Origin of the sequence: Pseudonocardia sp. ICBG162 (assembly GCF_020496225.1) — a bacterium.
GTDB lineage: Bacteria > Actinomycetota > Actinomycetes > Mycobacteriales > Pseudonocardiaceae > Pseudonocardia > Pseudonocardia alni.
The window spans coordinates 89042-109000 of the sequence record NZ_JAHLJD010000005.1; the positions used below are offsets into that span (position 1 = coordinate 89042).

General features: G+C 73.6%; 19 protein-coding genes. 8 read left to right on the plus strand and 11 right to left on the minus strand.

Translation table 11 applies throughout. The features are described from left to right. Positions 1-35 precede the first annotated feature (35 nt). The 3 genes from KPL60_RS00815 to KPL60_RS00825 are packed head-to-tail and all read left to right on the plus strand — an operon-like array spanning position 36 to position 2213. On the plus strand, positions 36-1019 hold the full coding sequence (locus KPL60_RS00815) for a DUF808 domain-containing protein (RefSeq protein ID WP_226364572.1): 984 nt from the start codon (positions 36-38) through the stop codon (positions 1017-1019). Between the two features lie 14 nt (positions 1020-1033). Beyond that, a complete protein-coding gene (locus KPL60_RS00820) occupies positions 1034-1501 on the plus strand; it encodes a cupin domain-containing protein (protein WP_226355032.1) in 468 nt (155 codons plus the stop codon). A gap of 7 nt (positions 1502-1508) precedes the next feature. Continuing rightward, positions 1509-2213, plus strand: coding sequence for a TIGR02206 family membrane protein (locus KPL60_RS00825; RefSeq protein WP_226355031.1), 705 nt, complete (start codon positions 1509-1511; stop codon positions 2211-2213). Here the strand turns inward: KPL60_RS00825 and KPL60_RS00830 are convergent. After that, a complete protein-coding gene (locus tag KPL60_RS00830; RefSeq protein WP_226355030.1) occupies positions 2170-3108 on the minus strand; it encodes a LysR family transcriptional regulator in 939 nt (312 codons plus the stop codon). The genes KPL60_RS00825 and KPL60_RS00830 overlap by 44 nt on opposite strands. 104 nt (positions 3109-3212) lie before the next feature. Here KPL60_RS00830 and KPL60_RS00835 point away from each other — a divergent pair, with 104 nt between their 5' ends. After that, positions 3213-4286 (plus strand): tartrate dehydrogenase, encoded by a 1074-nt coding sequence (locus tag KPL60_RS00835; RefSeq protein WP_062400013.1) that lies wholly within the window; start codon positions 3213-3215, stop codon positions 4284-4286. A gap of 47 nt (positions 4287-4333) precedes the next feature. Here the strand turns inward: KPL60_RS00835 and KPL60_RS00840 are convergent, their stop codons facing one another. After that, a complete protein-coding gene (locus tag KPL60_RS00840; protein WP_226364573.1) occupies positions 4334-4705 on the minus strand; it encodes a hypothetical protein in 372 nt (123 codons plus the stop codon). Positions 4706-4809: 104 nt separating this feature from the next. After that, positions 4810-6531: a sigma-54-dependent Fis family transcriptional regulator gene (locus KPL60_RS00845; protein ID WP_226364574.1), complete on the minus strand. Its 1722-nt coding sequence runs from the start codon at positions 6529-6531 to the stop codon at positions 4810-4812. Positions 6532-6672: 141 nt separating this feature from the next. Between KPL60_RS00845 and KPL60_RS00850 the strand changes: the two genes are divergently transcribed. Together KPL60_RS00850 and KPL60_RS00855 are read left to right on the plus strand one after the other, a co-directional pair. After that, complete coding sequence (locus KPL60_RS00850; RefSeq protein WP_226355025.1) at positions 6673-8145, plus strand: NAD(P)/FAD-dependent oxidoreductase; 1473 nt, start codon at positions 6673-6675, stop codon at positions 8143-8145. Between the two features lie 34 nt (positions 8146-8179). Then, on the plus strand, positions 8180-8989 hold the full coding sequence (locus KPL60_RS00855) for an alpha/beta fold hydrolase (protein ID WP_226364575.1): 810 nt from the start codon (positions 8180-8182) through the stop codon (positions 8987-8989). Positions 8990-9012: 23 nt separating this feature from the next. On the opposite strand, the gene KPL60_RS00860 is transcribed toward KPL60_RS00855, so the two are convergent. Both KPL60_RS00860 and KPL60_RS00865 read right to left on the minus strand, forming a co-directional pair. Next, a complete protein-coding gene (locus KPL60_RS00860; RefSeq protein WP_226355023.1) occupies positions 9013-9630 on the minus strand; it encodes a TetR/AcrR family transcriptional regulator in 618 nt (205 codons plus the stop codon). Continuing rightward, entirely contained in the window at positions 9627-11504 is a 1878-nt protein-coding gene (locus KPL60_RS00865) for an NAD(P)/FAD-dependent oxidoreductase (protein ID WP_226364576.1), read from the minus strand. The genes KPL60_RS00860 and KPL60_RS00865 overlap by 4 nt, the downstream gene beginning before the upstream one ends. 86 nt (positions 11505-11590) lie before the next feature. Between KPL60_RS00865 and KPL60_RS00870 the strand changes: the two genes are divergently transcribed. Both KPL60_RS00870 and KPL60_RS00875 read left to right on the plus strand, forming a co-directional pair. After that, complete coding sequence (locus KPL60_RS00870; RefSeq protein ID WP_226364577.1) at positions 11591-12241, plus strand: nitroreductase family protein; 651 nt, start codon at positions 11591-11593, stop codon at positions 12239-12241. Positions 12242-12260: 19 nt separating this feature from the next. Next, positions 12261-13817 (plus strand): class I adenylate-forming enzyme family protein, encoded by a 1557-nt coding sequence (locus KPL60_RS00875; protein ID WP_226364578.1) that lies wholly within the window; start codon positions 12261-12263, stop codon positions 13815-13817. A gap of 9 nt (positions 13818-13826) precedes the next feature. Here KPL60_RS00875 and KPL60_RS00880 read toward each other — a convergent pair whose 3' ends face one another. From KPL60_RS00880 to KPL60_RS00905, 6 genes are all read right to left on the minus strand, one after another. Then, entirely contained in the window at positions 13827-14762 is a 936-nt protein-coding gene (locus KPL60_RS00880; RefSeq protein WP_226364579.1) for a helix-turn-helix domain-containing protein, read from the minus strand. 22 nt (positions 14763-14784) lie between these two features. Beyond that, complete coding sequence (locus tag KPL60_RS00885; protein WP_226355018.1) at positions 14785-15255, minus strand: CBS domain-containing protein; 471 nt, start codon at positions 15253-15255, stop codon at positions 14785-14787. Further along, the gene (locus KPL60_RS00890) at positions 15252-16226 is read right to left on the minus strand and encodes an NAD(P)/FAD-dependent oxidoreductase (RefSeq protein ID WP_226364580.1); all 975 of its coding nucleotides are present in this window, start codon (positions 16224-16226) and stop codon (positions 15252-15254) included. Before KPL60_RS00890 ends, KPL60_RS00885 begins: the two co-directional genes overlap by 4 nt. Further along, complete coding sequence (gene fdxA, locus KPL60_RS00895; protein WP_226355016.1) at positions 16223-16537, minus strand: ferredoxin; 315 nt, start codon at positions 16535-16537, stop codon at positions 16223-16225. Before fdxA ends, KPL60_RS00890 begins: the two co-directional genes overlap by 4 nt. An 82-nt stretch (positions 16538-16619) precedes the next feature. Next, positions 16620-18779 (minus strand): molybdopterin-dependent oxidoreductase, encoded by a 2160-nt coding sequence (locus tag KPL60_RS00900; RefSeq protein WP_226355015.1) that lies wholly within the window; start codon positions 18777-18779, stop codon positions 16620-16622. A gap of 129 nt (positions 18780-18908) precedes the next feature. Continuing rightward, a complete protein-coding gene (locus KPL60_RS00905) occupies positions 18909-19754 on the minus strand; it encodes a 3-hydroxybutyryl-CoA dehydrogenase (protein WP_226364758.1) in 846 nt (281 codons plus the stop codon). Between the last annotated feature and the right edge of the window lie 205 nt (positions 19755-19959).

The window sequence follows — 19959 nt, forward strand, 5'->3', positions numbered from 1 at the left end:
CGCACGGATTCGGCCATGCAACGGACGGTGACCCGGTGAGCGGACTGTTCGCCCTGCTCGACGACGTCGCGGCGCTGGTGCGCCTGACGACGGCCTCCCTCGACGACGTCGCCGGGGCCGCCGGGCGCGCCGGGGCCAAGGCCGCGGGTGTGGTCGTCGACGACGCCGCCGTCACCCCCCGCTACGTGCAGGGACTCAAGCCCGAGCGCGAGCTGTCGATCATCTGGCGGATCGCCAAGGGCTCGCTGCGCAACAAGATCGTGTTCATCCTGCCGGTCGCGCTGATCCTCTCCCAGTTCGCGCCGTGGCTGCTGACCCCGATCCTGATGGTCGGCGGCTGCTACCTGGCCTACGAGGGCGCGGAGAAGCTCTGGGAGTACTTCTCCGGTCACTCCGAGCACCCTGAGGAGCGCGACGAGAAGGTCGCCGCGGACCCGGCGGAGAACGAGCGCCGGGTCGTCTCCGGTGCCGTGCGCACCGACTTCATCCTGTCCGCCGAGATCATGGTCATCGCGCTGAACGAGGTCGCGAGCGAGGGCATCGTCGCCCGGGCGGTCATCCTGGCCGTCGTCGCCGTCGCGATCACCGCGCTCGTCTACGGCGCGGTCGCGCTCATCGTGAAGATGGACGACGCCGGCCTGGCCCTGGCGAAGCGCGGCTCCGGCCCCGTCGCGTCGTTCGGGCGCGGGCTGGTGAAGGCCATGCCGATCGTGCTGACGACGCTGTCGGTCGTCGGCGTCGCGGCGATGCTGTGGGTCGGCGGGCACATCCTGCTCGTCGGGATGGACGAGCTGGGCTTCTCCCCGATCTACGACCTGGTGCACCATCTGGAGGTGGCCGTCGCCGACGCGACCGGTGCGCTGGGCGGGTTCCTGGGCTGGCTCACCAACACCGTCGGCTCGGCGATCCTCGGGGTCGTCGTCGGCGCGGTGATCGTCGCCGTGGCGCACCTGATCCCGAAGCGGAAGAAGAACGACACCGACGACACCGCCGAGACCGCCGGGACCGCCGGCGCCTGACCCGGGAGGCCGCCGTGAGCCGCATCGAGATGCCGTCCGGCGAGACCATCGACGTGCTGCACAGCGGCGCCCCGGCCTTCGAGTTCGAGGCCGTCGTCCCGCCCGGGGTGGCCGGTCCCCCGCCGCACCGGCACCGGGGCGCCACCGAGTCGTTCACCGTGCTCGAGGGCGTCCTGCGGGTACGGGTCGGGGGCTGGACGAGCCTGCTGCACCCCGGCGACGGGATCGTGGTGCCGCCCGGCGTCACGCACTCGTTCGACAACGGGAGCGACGGCCCGGTGCGCGTGCGCACCGTCGAGACCCCCGCCGGGTCCCTGGAGGAGCAGTTCCGGATCCTGGCGACGGCCGGGCGGCTGCCGCCGCTGCGCCGCCTCGCGCGGCTCAACGTCGCCCACGACCTGGACTTCTCCCTCGCCGGGATCCCCGACGCGGTGCAGCGCCCGCTGTGGCGGTTGCTCGCGGCGCTGCCCGGTCCGTCATGATCGGGCGATGGGAGACACCGGCGTCTTCGTGCCCTACGGCGCGACCCACTGGGCCGCGCTGACCGTCGGGGTCCTCGGCGCCGTCGCGCTGGTGGCCCTGGGACGACGGCTGCGCGGCACCCCCGCCGAGCTGCGCGTCTCGCGGGCGTTCGCCGTCGTGGTCGTCGTGCTGCTGGTGCCGCTGCAGCTGCGGCTGCTGACCCCGCAGACCTTCGACGTGCACATCTCGCTGCCGCTGCAGCTCTCGGACCTGTCCTGGGTCACCGCCGCGGTCGCCCTGTGGACACGGCGCTGGTGGGCGTGCGCGCCGCTGTACTACTGGGGTCTCACGCTGACCCCGCAGGCGCTGCTCACCCCGGCGACCGACTCCCCCGACTTCCCGCACGTCGCGTTCCTGCACTTCTGGGCGCTGCACCTGCTGGTGACCTGGGCCGCGGTGTACCTGACCTGGGGCGCCGGGGTGCGGCCGACCTGGCGCGGGATGGGCGTGACGCTGGCGGCCACGATCGCCTGGGCGGCGGTGGTGCTGCCGTTCAACCTGGCGGCGGGCACCAACTACGGCTTCCTCGCCCACAAGCCGACCAACGCCTCCGCGCTGGACCTGTTGGGCCCGTGGCCGGTCTACCTGGTCGTCGAGTTCGTGCTGGTCGCGGTGGGATGGGCGGTGATCACGTGGCCGTGGACGCGGCGGCGGGAGCGGGAACCGGCCTGACCGGCAGCCGCTCCGCCAGCCCGTCGACGAGGTGGTCGAGCACCGCGCGGACCCGCCGGGGCGGGTCGGCCCCGTGCACCGCCAGCAGGTCCGCCGACGGGGTCGGGATGTCCGCCAGCACCTGCACCAGCTCCCCCGACGCGATCAGCGGCGCGACCTGCCACAGCGAGCGCATCACCAGCCCGCGCCCGGCCCGGCACCACGCCGTCGCGACCTCGCCGTCGTTGCAGGTCATCGCGCCCGTCACGCGGACCCCGGCGGCGTCGGCGTCGGTCCCGAAGCGCCAGTGGGCGTAGGCGGTGTCGTTCTCCCGGATCACGATGCAGTCGTGTCCGGCCAGGTCGGCGGGGGTGCGCGGGGCCCCGCGGCGCCCCAGGTACGACGGCGCCGCACACACCACGCGCCGGTTGCGGTGCAGCACCCGGGCGTGCAGCCGCGAGTCGGGCAGCGGTCCGACGCGCACCGCGAAGTCGTAGCCGGAGCCGCCGACCGCGACCGGCAGGTGCGACAGCTCCAGGTCGATGCGCAGGTCCGGGTTGGCCGCCTCGAACGTGCCGAGCAGCGGCGCGACGTGCGCCCGGCCGAACCCCATCGACGAGTGCACCGCGATCCGCCCGTGCAGCCCCGAGCGACGACGGCCGATCTCGTCCTCCAGGTCGTCGATCCGGCCCAGCACGTCGCGGGCGCCCTCGGCGTAGCGGCGGCCCTCGTCGGTCAGGGTGAGACGCCGGGTGGACCGGTTGACCAGGCGCACGCCCAGGCGTCGTTCCAGGCGGGCGAGCCGCTTGCTGACCGCCGACACCGACACACCCCACTGGCGCGCCACCTCGGTCAGCGTGCCCGCGGCGGCGACCCCGGCGAAGAAGCGCAGGTCGTCGAACTCGGGCAGCTCCACGCCTGCTCCTTTCCCCTGCGGAAAGACTGTCCGGCCCGGACGACGGTTCACCGCGCCCGGTTCGCCGATCAGGATAGAAGCAACCGAGTCGAGGAGGACACGACATGACCGCGCACCGCATCGCCGTCATCCCGGGCGACGGGATCGGCAAGGAGGTCGTCCCGGAGGGCGTCCGTGTGCTGACCGCGGCCGCGGAGCGGTTCGGGATCGGGCTGGAGTTCACCGAGTTCGGCTTCGCGAGCGCCGACCACTGGCTCGAGCACGGCACGATGCTGCCCGAGGACTGGTTCGAGCAGCTGCGCGGCTTCGACGCGTTGTTCTTCGGCGCCGTCGGGTGGCCCGAGGTGCTGCCCGACCACGTGTCGCTGTGGGGCAGCCTGCTGCAGTTCCGCCGTCGCTTCGACCAGTACGTCAACCTGCGCCCGGCCCGGTTGCTGCCCGGCGTCGCCGCCCCGCTCGCCGGCCGCTCCCCCGGCGACATCGACATGCTGATCGTCCGGGAGAACACCGAGGGCGAGTACTCGTCGGTGGGCGGGCGGATGTTCGAGGGCACCGACCGCGAGGTCGTGATCCAGGAGACCGTCATGACGCGCACCGGCGTCGACCGGATCCTGCGCTACGCCTTCGAGCTCGCGCGGCGGCACCCGAACCGGCACCTGACCTCGGCGACGAAGTCCAACGGCATCGCGATCACCATGCCGTACTGGGACGAGCGGGTCGCGGCGATGGCGGCGCAGTACCCCGACGTCGACGTCGACTCCTCCCACATCGACATCCTCGCGGCGCGGTTCGTGATGAGTCCAGAGCGGTTCGACGTCGTGGTCGCCAGCAACCTGTTCGGCGACATCCTGTCCGACCTCGGACCGGCCTGCACCGGGACGATCGGCATCGCGCCGAGCGCGAACATCAACCCGGAGCGGGAGTTCCCGAGCCTGTTCGAGCCGGTGCACGGGTCCGCACCGGACATCGCCGGGAAGGGCGTCGCGAACCCGGTCGGCCAGATCTGGTGCGGGTCGATGATGCTGGAGCACCTCGGCGAGCACGAGGCGGCGGCGGCCGTGCTGGCCGCGGTCGAGGACGTCGTCGGGCGGGGCGGCGCGACCGTCACCCCGGACCTGGGCGGCACCGCGACGACCGCCGAGCTGGGCGCGGCGATCGCCGAGGTCGTGCGGGGATGAGCCCGTCCGGCCCCGGCCGGTGCGCCGCGGCGGCCGGGCGTCGCGGCTCAGCCCGCGAGGAGCGCGACCAGGCGACGGGCCGCGTCGGGCGGCAGCCTGCGACGGCCGCGCAGGTGCCGGAACACCGGCGCGAGCACCGGGTCGGCCAGCAGCTCGGCCCGCGGCACCGGCCGTCCGACCGGCACGACGACGCCCGCCGCGTGCCGTCCGCCGGGGTGCGGCTCGGCGGGACCGGTGAACGCGAACAGCGCCATCACGCCGCCGCCCGGCCCGGTGCGGTAGACCACGGCCCGATCGCCCGGCGCGGTCCCGGCCAGGCAGCAGGGCTCCGCGGGCGGGTCGGCGACCTCATCGGCGTCCCAGAGCAGGACGGTCCCGGGCAGCACGGTGTCCGGCGAGGCGGCGTGGGGGCGGGGCACGGTCCCGGTCGTACCGCACCGGGATCGCGCACGCTCGCCGGGCACGGTGGACCGAGCGCGGACGACGGGGTGCGGACCACGCCACGACCGCGGCCGGCCCTGTCTCACCCCGTGATCCGGTACTGCGCGATCTTCCGGTAGAGCGTCGACCGGGCCACCCCCAGCGCCGCGGCAGCGGCGGCCCGGTTCCCGCCGGTGTCGCGCAGCGCGGCGACGATCGCGTCCCGCTCGGCCCGGTCCACCGCCCGCAGCGTCCCGGACGGCGCGCTCTGGCAGGACTCGGGCAGGTCGGTCGCCTCGACCACACCCACCGGCCGCCGGCCCAGGGCCGCGGTCAGCGCGTCGCGCAGCTCGGTCACGTTCCCCGGCCACGGGTGCCTGCTCACCGTCCGCAGCGCCCCGGCGGACAGCCGCACGTCGCGGCCGGGGGCGAGCTCGGTGAGCAGCGCGGCGACCAGGCCGGGGAGGTCACCGGGGCGGCCGCGCAGCGGCGGGACCGGCACCGACACCCGGAACCGGGCCAGCACGGCGTCGCGGACGGGGTCGGGGACGGCGGTGTCCGCGCGGGTGCCAGCCGTCGGCAGGTCCCCGCGCGCGACGGCGGGCGGCACCCCGGCGTCGCGCCGGTCGAGGTCGCGCAGCAACACCAGCGCCCGCTGCCCGGCCCGCCGGACGCGGTCGTCGAGGTCGGCGCCGTCGTCGTCCGGGCCGACCTCGACCACCGGGCCGGGCCAGGAGTCCGTGACCAGCCGCGCCCGGCCGGAGCCGGGCTCGCCGGTGACCAGCAGCGGTTCCCCCGCCCCCAGCGCCCCGGCGACGGCGGCCCGCGCCGCCCGCCAGGCCGGGCTCACCCCGTCGGCGTCGGGCCGCGGGGTCGCCGCGACCGGTCCGGCGGGGCCGCCGCCGTCGGGCTCGCGCAGCAGCGTCACCACCGCCACCAGGCCGGCGACCGACCCGCCGACCGGGACGACCGCGCCGCGCAGCCGGGCCCGCGTCCCCGACGGCAGGTCCACCCGGTCGTCGACGCCGGGGCCGCGAAGCAGCAGGAACCGGGCGTGGTCGGTGAGCGCGGCGTGGTCGCCCGCGTCGAGCAGGGTCTGCATCGCGGTGTTCGCCAGCACCGTGCGGCGCCCGACGGCGAGCACCGCCCGCCGGGTGCGGGACTCGGTGCGGGCGTAGGCGTCGAACAGGGCCTGCTGGGCGGGGTCGCGGTCGTGCAGCAGGGCGTCGGAGATGCGCGCGGCCGCGGAGCGCACCAGCGACAGCAGCAGCGGCGAGGAGTGCTCGGCGCGGCAGGACAGGTCGAGCACCGCCTCGATCCGCCCGGTCGCCGGGTCGCGCACCGGGGCGCCGGCGCAGGCGTAGTCGTGGAGCTGCTCGACGAAGTGCTCGGCGCCGACGATGTGCACCGGCCGGCCGGACTCCAGCACGGTCCCGACCCCGTTGGTGCCCACCGCGCCCTCCGCGTAGCCGAACCCGGCGGCGAACGCGTTGACGTCCGCGGACCGGGCGATCACCGCGTCGGTGTCCAGCCGCACCAGCAGCCGGGCCCGGTGGTCGGTGAGCGCGACGCACACCCCGATCCCGGCGACCTGCTCGACCAGCTGCTCCATCACCGGGCGCGCACAGCGGACCAGCCGGGAGCCGGTGTCGAGGTCGGGGTGGAACCGGTTCACGATCATCGCCGGGTCCACCCCGCCCGCGATGCTGCGCCGCCACGACGCGACGACGTGGCCGGGCACGCCGGGCAGCGCGACGTCGGGCCGGTCGAGCAGCTCGGCCCGCGCGGACACGAGCTCGCGGCGGCGTGCGAGCAGATCCCCCATCGACGCACCTCTCTGTGCTCGTCATCACATGATGCGTCACCGGTCAACACCTGTCGCTGTCCGAAGTTCGGACACCCGTGGGACGCCCGCTCCGACCTAGCGTCGGGTGACCGTCGTCACCCCTGCACCGGGAGGACCCCCATGGCCGCCACGACCACCGAGCACGTCGACGTCCTGATCGTCGGGGCCGGGGTGTCCGGCATCGGCGCCGCGCACCGGCTGCGGGAGGAGTTCCCGGAGCGGAGCTTCGTGCTGCTGGAGGCCCAGGACGCCCCCGGTGGGACCTGGTGGACGCACCGCTTCCCCGGTGCCCGCTCGGACAGCGACCTGTTCACCTACGGCTACCGGCACAAGCCGTGGAAGGGACCGTCGATCGCCGCGGGCGGGGAGATCCTGTCCTACCTCCACGAGGTCATCGACGAGGACGACCTCGCCGGGCACATCCGCTACCACCACCGCGTCACCGCGCTGAGCTGGTCGTCGGAGGAGAACCGGTGGACCGCGGAGGTGACGCGCACCGACACCGGCGAGACCCTGCGGATGACCGCGTCGTTCCTGTGGATGTGCCAGGGCTACTACAACCACGACGAGCCCTACACCCCGGAGTGGCCGGGCACCGAGCGCTTCGCCGGGACGGTCGTGCACCCGCAGTCCTGGCCGTCGGACCTCGACGTCACGGGGAAGAAGGTGCTGGTCATCGGGTCCGGCGCGACCGCGGCGACGGTCGTCCCGGCGACGGCCGCGACCGCCGGGCACGTGACGATGCTGCAGCGCTCGCCGTCGTACTGGTTCCCGGCGCCGACCGTGCACGAGCTCGCGACGATGCTGGAGCCGCTCGACCTGCCCGGCGAGTGGACCCACGAGATCCTGCGCCGCACCTACGTCCAGCAGCTCGACTGGCTGGCGACCACCGGCCGCGACGACCCGGACGCGCTGCACGAGTTCCTGGTCGAGTCCATCCGGCCGCTGCTGCCCGAGGGCACCGACGTCGAGAAGCACTTCGTCCCCCGCTACCGGCCGTGGCAGCAGCGCATCGCGTTCGTGCCCGACGGCGACTTCTTCGCCGCGATGCGCGAGGGGAAGGCCTCGGTCGTCACCGACACCATCTCCGAGTTCACCGAGAAGGGCGTGCAGGTCTCCTCCGGCGAGGTGATCGAGGCCGACGTCGTCGTCACCGCGACGGGCTTCGACCTGGCGGTGTTCGGCGACATCCCCTTCACCGTCGACGGCGAGCCGGTCGACTTCACCCGGCACGTCACCTGGCGCGGTCTGATGATCAGCGACATCCCGAACATGGCCTACGCCTTCGGGTACTTCCGGCACAGCTGGACGCTGCGGATCGACCTGGTCAACGACCTGATCGGCCGCATCCTGGCGCGCATGGACGAGCGCGGGGACCGGGTCGTCGTGCCCACGCTGCGGGAGCAGGACGCCGACATGCCGCGGCTGCCGTGGGTCTCGGAGGACAACTTCAACCCCGGCTACATCGGACGCTCCCAGCACCGCATGTTCGGGCAGGGCGACCGCGAGCCCTGGACCCACATGCACGAGCACGACGTCGACCGGGTCGAGCTGCCGAAGGCCGACCTCGACGACGGCCTGCAGTACCGCTGACCCCGACCGACCGCACACCCCGAGGAGACCCACCGTGCCCCGCATCCCCGTGTCCACCGGCGTCGAGCTGAACTACGAGACCGCAGGCGACGGCGACCCACTGCTCATGATCATGGGGACGTCCGGCGCGATCCCGCTGTGGGGCGAGCTCGCGTCCCGGCTCGCCGAGACCCACCGTGTGATCACCTTCGACAACCGGGGCCTGGGCGGCAGCGACCGCGGCGCCGGCCCGATCAGCGTCGGGTCGATGGCCGCGGACACCTCCGCCCTGCTCGACGCCCTGGAGATCCCGCGGGCACACGTGCTCGGCTGGTCGCTCGGGTCCGCGGTCGCGCAGGAGATGGCGCTGACCCGCCCCGAGCAGGTCGCGTCCGCGGTGCTGCTGTGCACCTGGGGACGGTGCGACGGCTTCCAGCGCTCGGTGCTCAGCGCACTGCGGCTGCCCTACGTGCACCGCGACATGGAGTCCGCGCTGGCCACCTCGGGCCTGGCGTTCTCCCCGCAGCTGCTCGACCACCCGGACTTCGCGGCGATGCTGGAGCCGATGCTCCCGGCGTTCCCGCAGAACGAGGCGCAGATGCAGGTGACCGTCGAGCAGTGGGACGCCGACCTGGTCCACGACACGCTCGACCGGCTCGGCGGGGTCACCGCGCCGACGCTCGTCCTCGTCGGGGAGCAGGACCTGCTGACCCCGCCGTGGCAGTCCCGCGCGGTCGCCGACGCGATCCCGGGTGCGACGTTCGAGCTGGTCGGCGGACCGGGGTCGAGCCACGGAATGCACATCGAGCGGCCCGACGACATCTCGAAGCTCGTCACCGGGTTCCTGGGCGGGCAGCGCGTCTGACGGGGTCGGACCCGCGGGGGGGGTCAGCGGACCCGCAGGCCGTCGAACAGCAGCGCCGTGTGCGCCGCGACGACCTCGTCGGCGTCGGCGTCGGACTCCCCGCGGATCCAGCCGCTCACCCCGTTCAGCATGTCGAGCAGCCCGAGCGCGGCCAGCGTCGGGTCGGTCTCCCGCAGCTCGCCGCCGCGCATGCCGGCGGCGAGCACGTCGCGGACGCGGCGGTGGTAGAGCCGCACGTGGGCGTCGATCTCGGCGCGGTGCTCCGGGGTCAGCGCCGCGCGCTCGTGCAGGCCCACGAGGTACTCGGTGCGCCGGCGCAGCAGGTGCCGGACGTGCGCACGGACCAGCTCGGCCAGCCGCTCGGCGGGGGTCCCGGCCGCGTCGAGCAGGGGCAGGTTCTCCTCCACCGGCTCCCGGGTCACGGTCAGGCAGATCGCGTAGAGGATCTCCTCCTTGGACCGGAAGTGGTGGTAGAGGCTCGCCCCGCGGATGCCGATCGCGTCGGCGATGTCGCGCATCCCGACCTGCGCGTAGCCCTGGTCGGCGAAGATCCGGGCGGCGGCCCGGACGATCTCGGCCCGGCGCTCGGTGGTCCGCTTGCGCCGGGCCGCGGGCTGCGGGATCCGGTCCGGGGCGGTCACCCTGCGGCCCCGGCCCGGAAGTCGGCGAGGTCGGCGGTGCGGGTCATCCGCCAATAGTCGACGATCCGCCACGGCATCGTGCACACCACCCGGCCCGCGGCGTTGCGGTACCAGTTCGTCATCCCCGGGTGGGTCCACAGCATCCGGGCGTGCGCCTCGTCGTGCCGCCGGGTCCACTCGGCCTCGACCTCGGGGCGGACCTCGACGGTGCGCAGCCCCCGCTCCGCCATCGTGACGACCAGGTCGACCAGGTAGCGGACCTGGCACTCGGCGATGGTGATGTAGCTGCCGCCGTGCCCCAGCACGGTGCCCGGGCCGCAGGTCACGAACAGGTTCGGGAAGCCGGGGACGGTGATGCCCAGGTGGGCGCGCGCGTCCTCGGGCCCCCACACGTCGGCGAGCCGGACGCCGTCGCGGCCGCGGATCTCGATCGGCCACAGGTAGCGGTGGGTGTGGAACCCGGTGGCGAGGACGACGACGTCGGCCTCCACCTCGGTGCCGCCGTCACCGCGCAGCCCGGTCGGGGTGACCTCGGCGACCCCCTCGGTCACGAGCGTGACGTCGTCCCGGCGCAGCGCCCGGTACCAGCCGTTGTCCAGCAGCATCCGCTTACCGAACGGCGGATAGGTGGGCAGCGCCTTCTCGACGAGGTCCGGGCGGCCGTCCAGCTCGGACTCCAGGTAGCGGGTGAACACCCGGCGGTGGGCGTCGTTGACGGCGTTCACCGACCGCTGCGGGTGCTCCCACTCCGGGTCCACCTGCAGGCTCGGGTGCACCCGGTCGTTGAAGTTCCAGGCCAGCCGGGCCCGGTACCAGCGGCGGTAGAACGGCACCCGCGCCATGAGCAGCGCGACGGCCGGGTCGACCGGGGTGAAGTAGACGTCGTTGGGCGCGACCCACTGCGGCGAGCGCTGGAACACGGTCAGCTCCCGCACCCGGCCGGCGATCGCGGGCACGACCTGCATCGCGCTCGCCCCCGCCCCGACGACGGCGACCCGCCTGCCGTCGAGGTCGAGGTCGGCCGGCCACTGCGCGGTGTGGAACGCCGGGCCTGCGAACGTGTCGAGCCCGGGGATGTCCGGGATCCGCGGCCGGTTCAGCGCGCCCGTGGCGCTGACCAGGATCCGGGAGGTGAACACGGCACCGTCGGCGGTGCGGGTGGTCCAGGTGCCGCGCTCGTCGTCCCAGTCGGCCCCGACGACCTCGGTGCCGAACCGGATCCGCTCGCGCAGCCCGTGGGTGTCCGCGACGTCGCGCAGGTAGGCCTGGACCTCGTCCCGCTTGCCGAAGTGGGTGCTCCAGTCCCGCGGGTGGAACGAGTAGGAGTACAGGTGGCTCGGGGTGTCGACGCCGGCCCCCGGGTAGGTGTTCTCGTACCACCCGCCGCCGACGTCGTCGTTCTTCTCCAGGACGACGTGGGCGATCCCGGCCTCGGCCAGCTTGATCGCGGCGAGCATCCCGGAGACGCCCGCCCCGATGACCACGGCGTCGATGTCGGTGTCCGGCGCGACGCGGACCGGGGCGGGGGCGAAACCCATGTCCTCGGCGAGCATCTCGGCGTACTCCGGCGGGACGGGCTCGCCGTTGGCCAGCTCCAGCAGCTCGCGCAGGGCCTCACCGGTCGGGGCGGGCACCGCGGGCGGGCGGCCCGCGTCGTGCGCGGCGACCGCCTCGGCGACCGCCTCGCGGATCTCCGCGGCGACCTCGGGGGCGAACCCCCCGGGGTCGTTGTCGTCCATCCCCCGGCTGCGGGTGGGCCGGTACGGGTCGCGCAGCCAGCGGCGGTCGCCGGTCAGCTGGTGGAGCACCGGGACGAGCGAGGGCAGGTTCGCGTGTTCCAGAGCGCGCAGCAGCTCCGGGTCGGTCGAGGCCACGTCGTCCTCCTCGGTCGCTTGACATGTGCACGGGGTCACACCACTATCCGCTCCAGAACCTAACCACAGATAGGTAGGAGTTGGCGATGGAGCTGACCGAGGCGATGCGCACCGTGGGGACCTGCCGGTACTTCACCGCCGACCCGGTACCGGACGCGGTGCTGCGCCGGGCCTTCGACGTCGCCCGGTTCGGCCCGCAGGGCGGCAACCGCCAGCCGGTCCGCTGGGTCGTCGTGCGCGACACCGCCCGCAAGCAGGCGCTCGCCGACCTCTACCTGCCGATGTGGAAGGCCTACCTGGGCGGGATCGGCGACGGCACCGTGAACGTCGGTGCGCTGCCGAGGACCGTCCGCGACGCCGACCACTTCGCCGAGAACCTCGCGACCGTGCCCGCGATCGTCGTCGTCTGCGCGGAGATCGACGGGCTGCACCCGACCGACCTGGAGCTGGACCGGGTGTCGGTGGTCGGCGGCGCGTCGATCTACCCGACCGTGCAGAACTTCTGCCTCGCGCTGCGCGACCAGGGCGTCGGCTCCGCGGTGACCACGCTGCTCTGCCACCACGAGGCGGCCGTCCGCAAGCTGCTGGAGATCCCGGACGGGGTGCTCACCGCCGCGCACGTCGCGGTGGGGTACCCGGGGAAGGGCTTCCCCTCGTCGCTGACCCGCAGCCCCGTGGAGGACATCGTCTCGGCCGAGACCTACGGCCGTCCGTTCTTCGCCGCCGCCGGCGTCTGACCGGGCACCGGAGGAGACCGTGGCCGACCTCGCCCCGCACCACCGCACGCTCCTGGGCCGCGCGACCATCGGCGACCAGCTCCGCCGGCACGCGCGCACCCGGCCGGACAAGATCGCGTTCGTCGCCTACGACGCCGCGGGCGTCCGCTCCGAGACCACCTACCGCGAGCTCGACGAGCGCGCGAACCGCTTCGCGCAGCTGTTCACCGCCCGGGGGATCGGGCGCGGCGGCCGGATCGCGTCGATGGCGCGCAACGCGGTCGACGTGGTGGCCGCCTACTACGGCGCGCTGAAGATCGGCGCCGCCTTCACCGGCGTCAACCCGCTCTACCGGGAGGCCGAGGTGGCCCACCAGCTCGGGCACAGCGGTGCGGCGCTGGTGCTCGCCGACGACGCGTTCGCCCCCGTCGTCGACGCGGCCCGGCCCGCCGGGGTCGACCGGCTCGGCTACGGCGCGGAGCTGGACGCGCTGCTCGCCGCGCAGCCCGCCACCGAGCCGGAGGTGGACCTCGACGAGAACGACGTCGCCCTGATCGTCTACACCTCCGGCACCGAGGCCGCCCCGAAGGGCGTACTGATCCTGCACCGCAACTACCTCGCGTCCACCGCCCCGGCCTGGGGCTGGGGCCTGGACACCGGGCCGCGCGACACCTGGCTGTTCGTGATGCCGTTCCACACGATCGCCGGGCTCGGGTCGATGACCAGTCTGACCCTGATGGGCGCCACCCTCGTGCTCCCGTCGAGCGCCGACCCCGCGACGGCGCTCGCGGTGATCGGGCGCGAGCGGGTCACGGTGATCGCGCAGACCCCCACCTTCTACATCGCGCTGTCCGCCCAGGACGGCTTCGGCCCGGACACCGTCGGCCAGGTGCGGCGCTGCATGACCTACGGCGGGCAGATCCCGCCGCACGTGATCGACGCGTGGTCGGCGGCCGCGCCCGAGGTCCTGTGGGGCACCTACTGGGGGCAGTCCGAGCTGTCCCAGCTCGGCACGGTCGGCTTCTTCCGGACCCTCGACGACGTCCCGGACGGCGACCCGACCTGGATCGGGAAGCCGGTCACCCACCTGGAGATCCGGGTCGTGGACGCCGAGGACCACGACGCCGAGGTGGGTGAGCTGATCTGCCGCTCGCCGTCGGCGATGCTCGGCTACCTGGACGACCCCGAGCGCACCGCCGCCGTCTTCCGCGACGGCTGGGTGCGCACCGGCGACATGGTGCGGATCGACGCCGACGGGAACCTGTTCTTCCACGACCGGCTCAAGGACATGATCAAGACCGGCGGCATGAACGTGTCGTCGCAGGAGGTCGAGCGGGTGGTGCACGAGCACGCGGGCGTGGAGCGTGCCGCCGTGGTGGGGCTGCCCGACCCGTACTGGTCCGAGGCCGTCACCGCCTTCGTCGTGGCCCGGCAGGGCTGCGAGCCCACCGCCGAGGAGCTCGTCGCGCACTGCCGGGCCCGGCTCGCCGCCTACAAGGTGCCCAAGGCGGTCCACCTGGTGTCCGAGCTGCCGGTCGACCCGCAGGGCAAGATCCTCAAGCGCCGCCTGCGCACGACGGAGCCCGCACGGTCCTGACCGGGCCGGTCAGGACTCCCGGTGCGCCTTCGGGGACCGCCCGAAGCGCGCCCGGAAGGCCCGGCTGAACGCGGCCGGGTCGGGCATCCCCCAGCGGGCGCCGACCGCGCCGACCCCGACGTGGGCGAGCTCGGGGCGGCGCAGGTCGGTCCACGCGCCCTGCAGGCGTTCCTCGCGGATGGCCCCGGCCACCGTGGTGCCCTCCTCGGCGAACAGCTTGTGCAGGTAGCTCACCGAGATCGCGCAGGCGGCGGCGACGCCCGCGGGGTCGAGGTCGCGGTCGGTGATGTGCTCGCGGATGTGCCCGCGGGCCCGCGCGACGTGCAGGTTCTCCGGCGCGGACGCGGGCACGGTGCTGCGGACCAGCGCGACGAACACGTCCCCGATGGTCCGCGCGACGGCCTCCTGCGCGGCCAGGGGGACGTCGTCGCCGATCGCCCGGTCCAGCGAGGACAGCAGCGGCGGCAGCATCGCGCCGACGCCGCGACGGCCGTCGAGGGCGACCGCGGTGGACTCAGCCATCTCCGCCCGGGACAGCGGCAGCGCGCTCTTGGGATGCAGGCAGACCTGGTACTCGAAGCTGTCGGTGGTGACGAAGGTGAACGGCCTGCTGCTGTCGTAGATCACGAACTCGCCGGGGCCGATCACCGCCTCCCGCCCGTCCTGCGCGACGAGTGTGCGGCCACGGCGGGCCAGCGCGATCTGCAGATAGTCCTCGTCTGCGGCACGAACCTGGCGTGTCGTCCTGTCGAAGCGGTGTGGAACCGAGGAGATCCGCCGCAGATGCGTACCGGCCACCGACGAGGCGGTGACCCGTCCGGAGACCAACCCGGTGGTGGACGGTGTCACGTCCAGCGCGACGAACTGGTCGCACACCGTCGCGCGCCAGAAGTCCAGCCGGTCGGTCTCGGCCACGGTGGTGGTGTCGATCGTGACCAATGCCATACCCGAGCATGGCACGTCCACGTCACGAACGTGTTGCTCCGATGTGAGGACGTCGTCGCGCGGCACGTTCGGCCGCCCGGGCCCGCACCCCCTCGTCCGTGCAGAAGCCGGCCCCGGACCGCTTGAGGCAGAGCAGGCCGAGCAGCCTGCCGTGCCCGTCGACGACGGCGAGCCGCCTGCGCCCGTCGGCCCGCATCCGGTCGCGCGTCGCGGTCGCCGGCGCGGTGGGGGCGACGGTGCGCCCGGCCAGGGTGCCGAGCCAGCGGATCGGCGCCGCGGCGGGACGGCCGGCGAGGTCGCCGCGCTCCACCACGGCCAGCAGCACACCCCGGTCGACGACGAGCAGCGCGTGCACGTGGTCGTCGCGGAACACCTCCCGGGCCTGGTGCACCGTGGTGGTGCGCCCGCACGTCCGGGGGTGCCCGATCATCGCCGCGCCGGTGCTGCCGGGGACCCACCCCACCCCGGACCGGTCGGGCACCGCGCCGGTCATGCCGCGTCGCTCGAGTGTCCGGGCACCACCGGGAGGTCGGGGCGCACCAGCGGGACGAGGTTGTTGACCGCCAGCGCGGCCTCGCCGAAACCGACCGAGATCAGCCGGACCTTGCCCTCGAAGTCGGTGATGTCCCCGGCCGCGAACACCCGGGGCAGCGTCGTGCGCATCGACCGGTCGACGGCGATGTGCCGGCGGCTCATCCCGATCCCCCAGCTCGACAGCGCCGTGAGGTCGGCCTTGAACCCCAGCGCGGCGACGATCTCGTCGACCCGCAGGGTCTCGACGCCGTCCGGGCCGGACACGTCGACCTCGGAGACGCGGCCGTCGCCGCGGACATCGTGCACCTCGTAGGGGGTCAGCAGCCGTACCGACGAGCCGCGCAGCTCGGTGACGCTGCGCTCGTGCGCGCGGAACGCGTCGCGGCGGTGCACCAGGGTCACCGACGCCGCGAGCGGCTCCAGGCACAGCGCCCAGTCCACGGCCGAGTCCCCGCCGCCGACGATCAGCACGTCCTTGCCGGTCAGCTCGGCCGGGCGCGGGACCGCGTAGCGCAGCCCGCGGCCCGCGTAGTCGCCACCGGCCGGGAGCGGGCGCGGGGTGAACCGGCCCATCCCGCCGGTGACCAGCAGCGCCCCGGCCCGGATCCGTACGCCGCGGTCGGTGGTGACGGCGACCCCGTCGTCGAACTGCTCCAGGACGGTGGCGTCGTGACCGAGCAGGTAGGTCGGCTCGGCCAGCGCGGCCTGCTCGACGAGCGAGTCGACGAGGTCCTGCGCGCGGACCCGGGGGAAGCCCGCGACGTCGAAGACCGGCTTCTCCGGGTAGAGCACCGACATCTGCCCGCCCAGCTGGTCCAGGGCGTCGACGACGACCACGGACAGGCCGCGGAAGCCGGCGTAGTAGGTGGCGTAGAGGCCGGTGGGCCCGGCGCCGACGACGACCAGGTCGGCCGTGAGCTCCGCGGTCATCGCGGCTTCCGCTGCGTGACCAGTGGGTGGTCGCTGTCTGCCGGGTCGGCGTCCTCGCCACCACCGGAGAACCCCTGCTCGCGCACGAACGCCGCGTTGGCGTCGACGAACGGGAGCAGGTCCGCGGGCATCTTGTGCTCCCAGTGGATGGCCTCGCTGGGGCAGGCGGGCATGCACTTGCCGCAGTCGACGCACTCGTCGGGGTGGATGTACATCATCCGCTCGCCGGGGTAGATGCAGTCGACCGGACACTCCTCCATGCAGGAGCGGTCCTGGATGTCGATGCAGGCCTCGGTGACGACGTAGGCCACGAGTATTTCCTCCGATGTGGACGGTCAGGGTGGGGCACGGCCCGGCCGGGCCGAGAAGGGCGATCCGGCCGGGCCGTGCGACTCAGGCGGTCTCGACCTCGACGAGCGTGTCGGAGAACGTGGGCGCGTTGCCCAGGTCGCCGAACACGGTCGGGTTGACCGCAGCCAGGGTGGCGCCGGCCTTGGAGTTCTTGCGCCAGCCGCCCATCGGGCTCACCACGACCCCGCGGGACACGGTGTCCTGCAGCGACGCGACGACGGTGAACTCGCCCCGGTCGTTGAACACGCGCACCGGCGACCCCTCGGCGATGCCGCGGGCGGCGGCGTCGTCGGGGTGGATGATCAGGGTGTGCTCGTTCGCGACGCGGCGGTGGAACTCGTGGCTGCCGAAGCTCGAGTTCAGGAACGCGTGCGACTTGGGCGTGAGCAGGTTGAGCGGGTAGCGGGCGGCGAGCTCCGGGTCGGACGCGGCGGACTCGCGCGGCGGGATGTAGTGCGGCAGCGGGTCGACCGGCTGGCCGGGCTGGTGGTCGTTGGAACCCTGCCGGAACAGCGGGACGACGAAGTTGCCACCCGCCGCGGCGGCGGAGACGAACTCGGCCTTGCCCGACGGCGTCGGGAAGTTCCCCTCGGCGTGCGGGGCGTAGGCCTCAGGCGGGGCCACGTTGAGCCGCTGCCAGCCCTGCTCCTTCAGCGACTCGACGGTGATCCCCTCCATGTGCGGGTGGGACCAGTCGAACGCCTCGGCGATCATCTCCTCGTCGGTGCGCTGGAAGACCGGGTCGTCGAAGCCCATCGCGGCGGCGAGCCTGCGGAACATCTCGGTGTTCGGGACGGCCTCGCCCAGCGGCTCGATGGACTGGTGGTTGTAGGTCACGAACAGGTGGCCCCAGGAGAACATGATGTCGTCCTGCTCGAGCTGCGTCGTGGCCGGCAGGACGATGTCGGCGTACTCCGCGGTGTCGGTCATGAACTGCTCCGACACGACGGTGAACAGGTCCTCGCTCTCCAGGCCCTTGATCAGCCGGTCCTGGTCGGGCGTCGTGACGACCGGGTTGGAGTTGTAGACCATCAGGCCCTTGATCGGCGGGCCGGCGGGCAGGTCACCGGCGAGCGCGGCACCGAGCCGGTACTGGTTGATGACCCGGGTGCCGGGGGTGAGCATCTCCGGGTGCATGAAGGCGCCCCAGTTGACGGGGAACGCCCACAGCGGCAGCTGCAGGATGCCGCCGCCGGGCTTGCGCCAGGCGCCGACGAGGCCGGGCAGGCAGGACAGGGCGCGCACGGTCTGGCCACCGCCGGCGTGCCGCTCGACGGCGACGCCGATCCGGATGACCGACGGCTGCGCACCGGCGTACTCGCGGGCGAGCACCCGGATGGTCTCGGCGGGCACGCCGGTCTCGGTCTCGGCCCACTCGGGGGTGTAGCGGGAGACGCGCTCGGCGAACTCGTCGTAGCCGACGGTGTGGTTCGCGATGTAGTCGTCGTCGGTGAGGCCCTCGGCGATGATCACGTGCGCCATGGCCAGCGCGAGCGCGCCGTCGGTGCCGGGGCGGATCGCGATGTGCTGGTCCGCGGCGGCCGCGGTGCGGGTGCGGATCGGGTCGACGACCACGACCTTCGCGCCGTTCTTCTTCGCCTTCGCGATGTAGGGCCAGAGGTGCAGGTTGGTGCTCATGATGTTGCAGGCCCACACCAGGATGAACTTGGAGTGCACGAGGCTCTCCGGGTCCACCCCGGCGGTGTCGCCGATGGTCATGGCGTAGGCGGTGCAGGAGCCGGAGTCGCAGTAGGTGCGCTCGGCGACGGTGGCGCCCAGCTTCGCGAAGAAGGGGTCGCCGACGTTGAGGCCGTTCAGGATGCCCTGGGTGCCCAGGTAGCTGACCGGCATGATCGCCTCGGGGCCGTGCTCGTCGGCGATGGCCTTGAAGCGGGTGGCGATCTCGGTGACGGCGTCGTCCCAGGTGATCCGCTCGAAGCGGCCGCTGCCCTTGGGCCCGGTCCGGCGCATCGGGAACAGCACGCGGCCCGGGTCGTACACGCGGTCGAGATAGTTGTTGACCTTCACGCAGAGGCCGCCGTTGGTGTACGGGTGGTCCGGGTCGCCGACGACCGAGGTCGCCGTTCCCGAGCCGTCGACGGTCACCAGCATCGCGCAGGTGTCCGGACAGTCCTGCGGACAGGCGGCCTTGACCACCTTCTCGGTCAGCGGCGTGGCCGGGGCCTCGTGCGTCGCGGTCATGGGGGTGCTCCTCGCCTCGTGGTGGGATGGCGTCGCCCACGAGACTCGTCGCCTGCCGCGCGCCGGTCTTGGCACCAGGAGCACTGACGTTGTCCCGGGGAGCACAATCGCGCCCCCCGGGACGCCCGGTCAGGCGTAGGTGTGGAAGCCCCGCCCGGTCTTCTTGCCGAGCAGGCCGGCGTCGACCATCCGGGCCAGCAGCGGCGGCGGCGCGTACAGCGGCTCCTTGAACTCCGAGTACATCGACTCCGCGACGGCCTGCACGGTGTCCAGGCCGATCAGGTCGGACAGCGCGAGCGGGCCCTGCGGGTGCGCACAGCCGCGGACCAGGCCCTCGTCGATGTCCTCGGCGGTGGCGAAGCCGGACTCCATCATCCGGATCGCCGACAGCAGGAACGGCACCAGCAGCGCGTTGACGACGAAGCCGGCGCGGTCCTGGCAGTCGATCGCCTTCTTGCCCAGGCCGTCGGAGACGAAGCTCCGCGCCCGGGCCAGGGTGTCCTCGGAGGTCATCAGGCTCGGGACGAGCTCGACCAGCGACAGCACCGGCACCGGGTTGAAGAAGTGGATGCCGACGACCTGCTCGGGCCGCTTCGTCGCCACCGCCAGCTTCATGATCGGGATGGACGACGTGTTCGACGCCAGCACCGCACCGGTGTCGGTGACGAGCCGGTCCAGCTCCCGGAAGACGCCGGTCTTGAGCGCCTCGTCCTCGGCGATCGCCTCGACGACGAGCTCCCGGTCGGCCAGCGCGTCCAGCCCCTCGACGACCTCGAGGCGGGTCAGGACCTCCTCGGCGGAGTCGATCCGGCCGCGCTTCTCCGCCCGGGCCAGCGACGACTCCAGGCGGGCCCGGCCCGCCTCCACCGCGGCGGCGGAGGTCTCGACGACCCGCACCCCGTACCCGGCCCGTGCCGCAACCTCCGCGATCCCGGATCCCATCTGACCGCAGCCGACGACGCCTACGCGCTCCATGAGCACCTCGTTCCCTCTGCGCGTCCCGGGATCTCCGGGACGCGGTCGAACCATCGAGACTTCCGTCGGCGGGGGGCGGGGCACAACCCGGCGCGACGACGGGTGCCCGGCCTCACTCCGCCGGTGCGGCCGGTGCGGCGGCCGCGCACGCGTGCGGCGGTCCCGGACACCGCCCGCTCCGGCGCAGGCCGTCGGCTCAGCGACG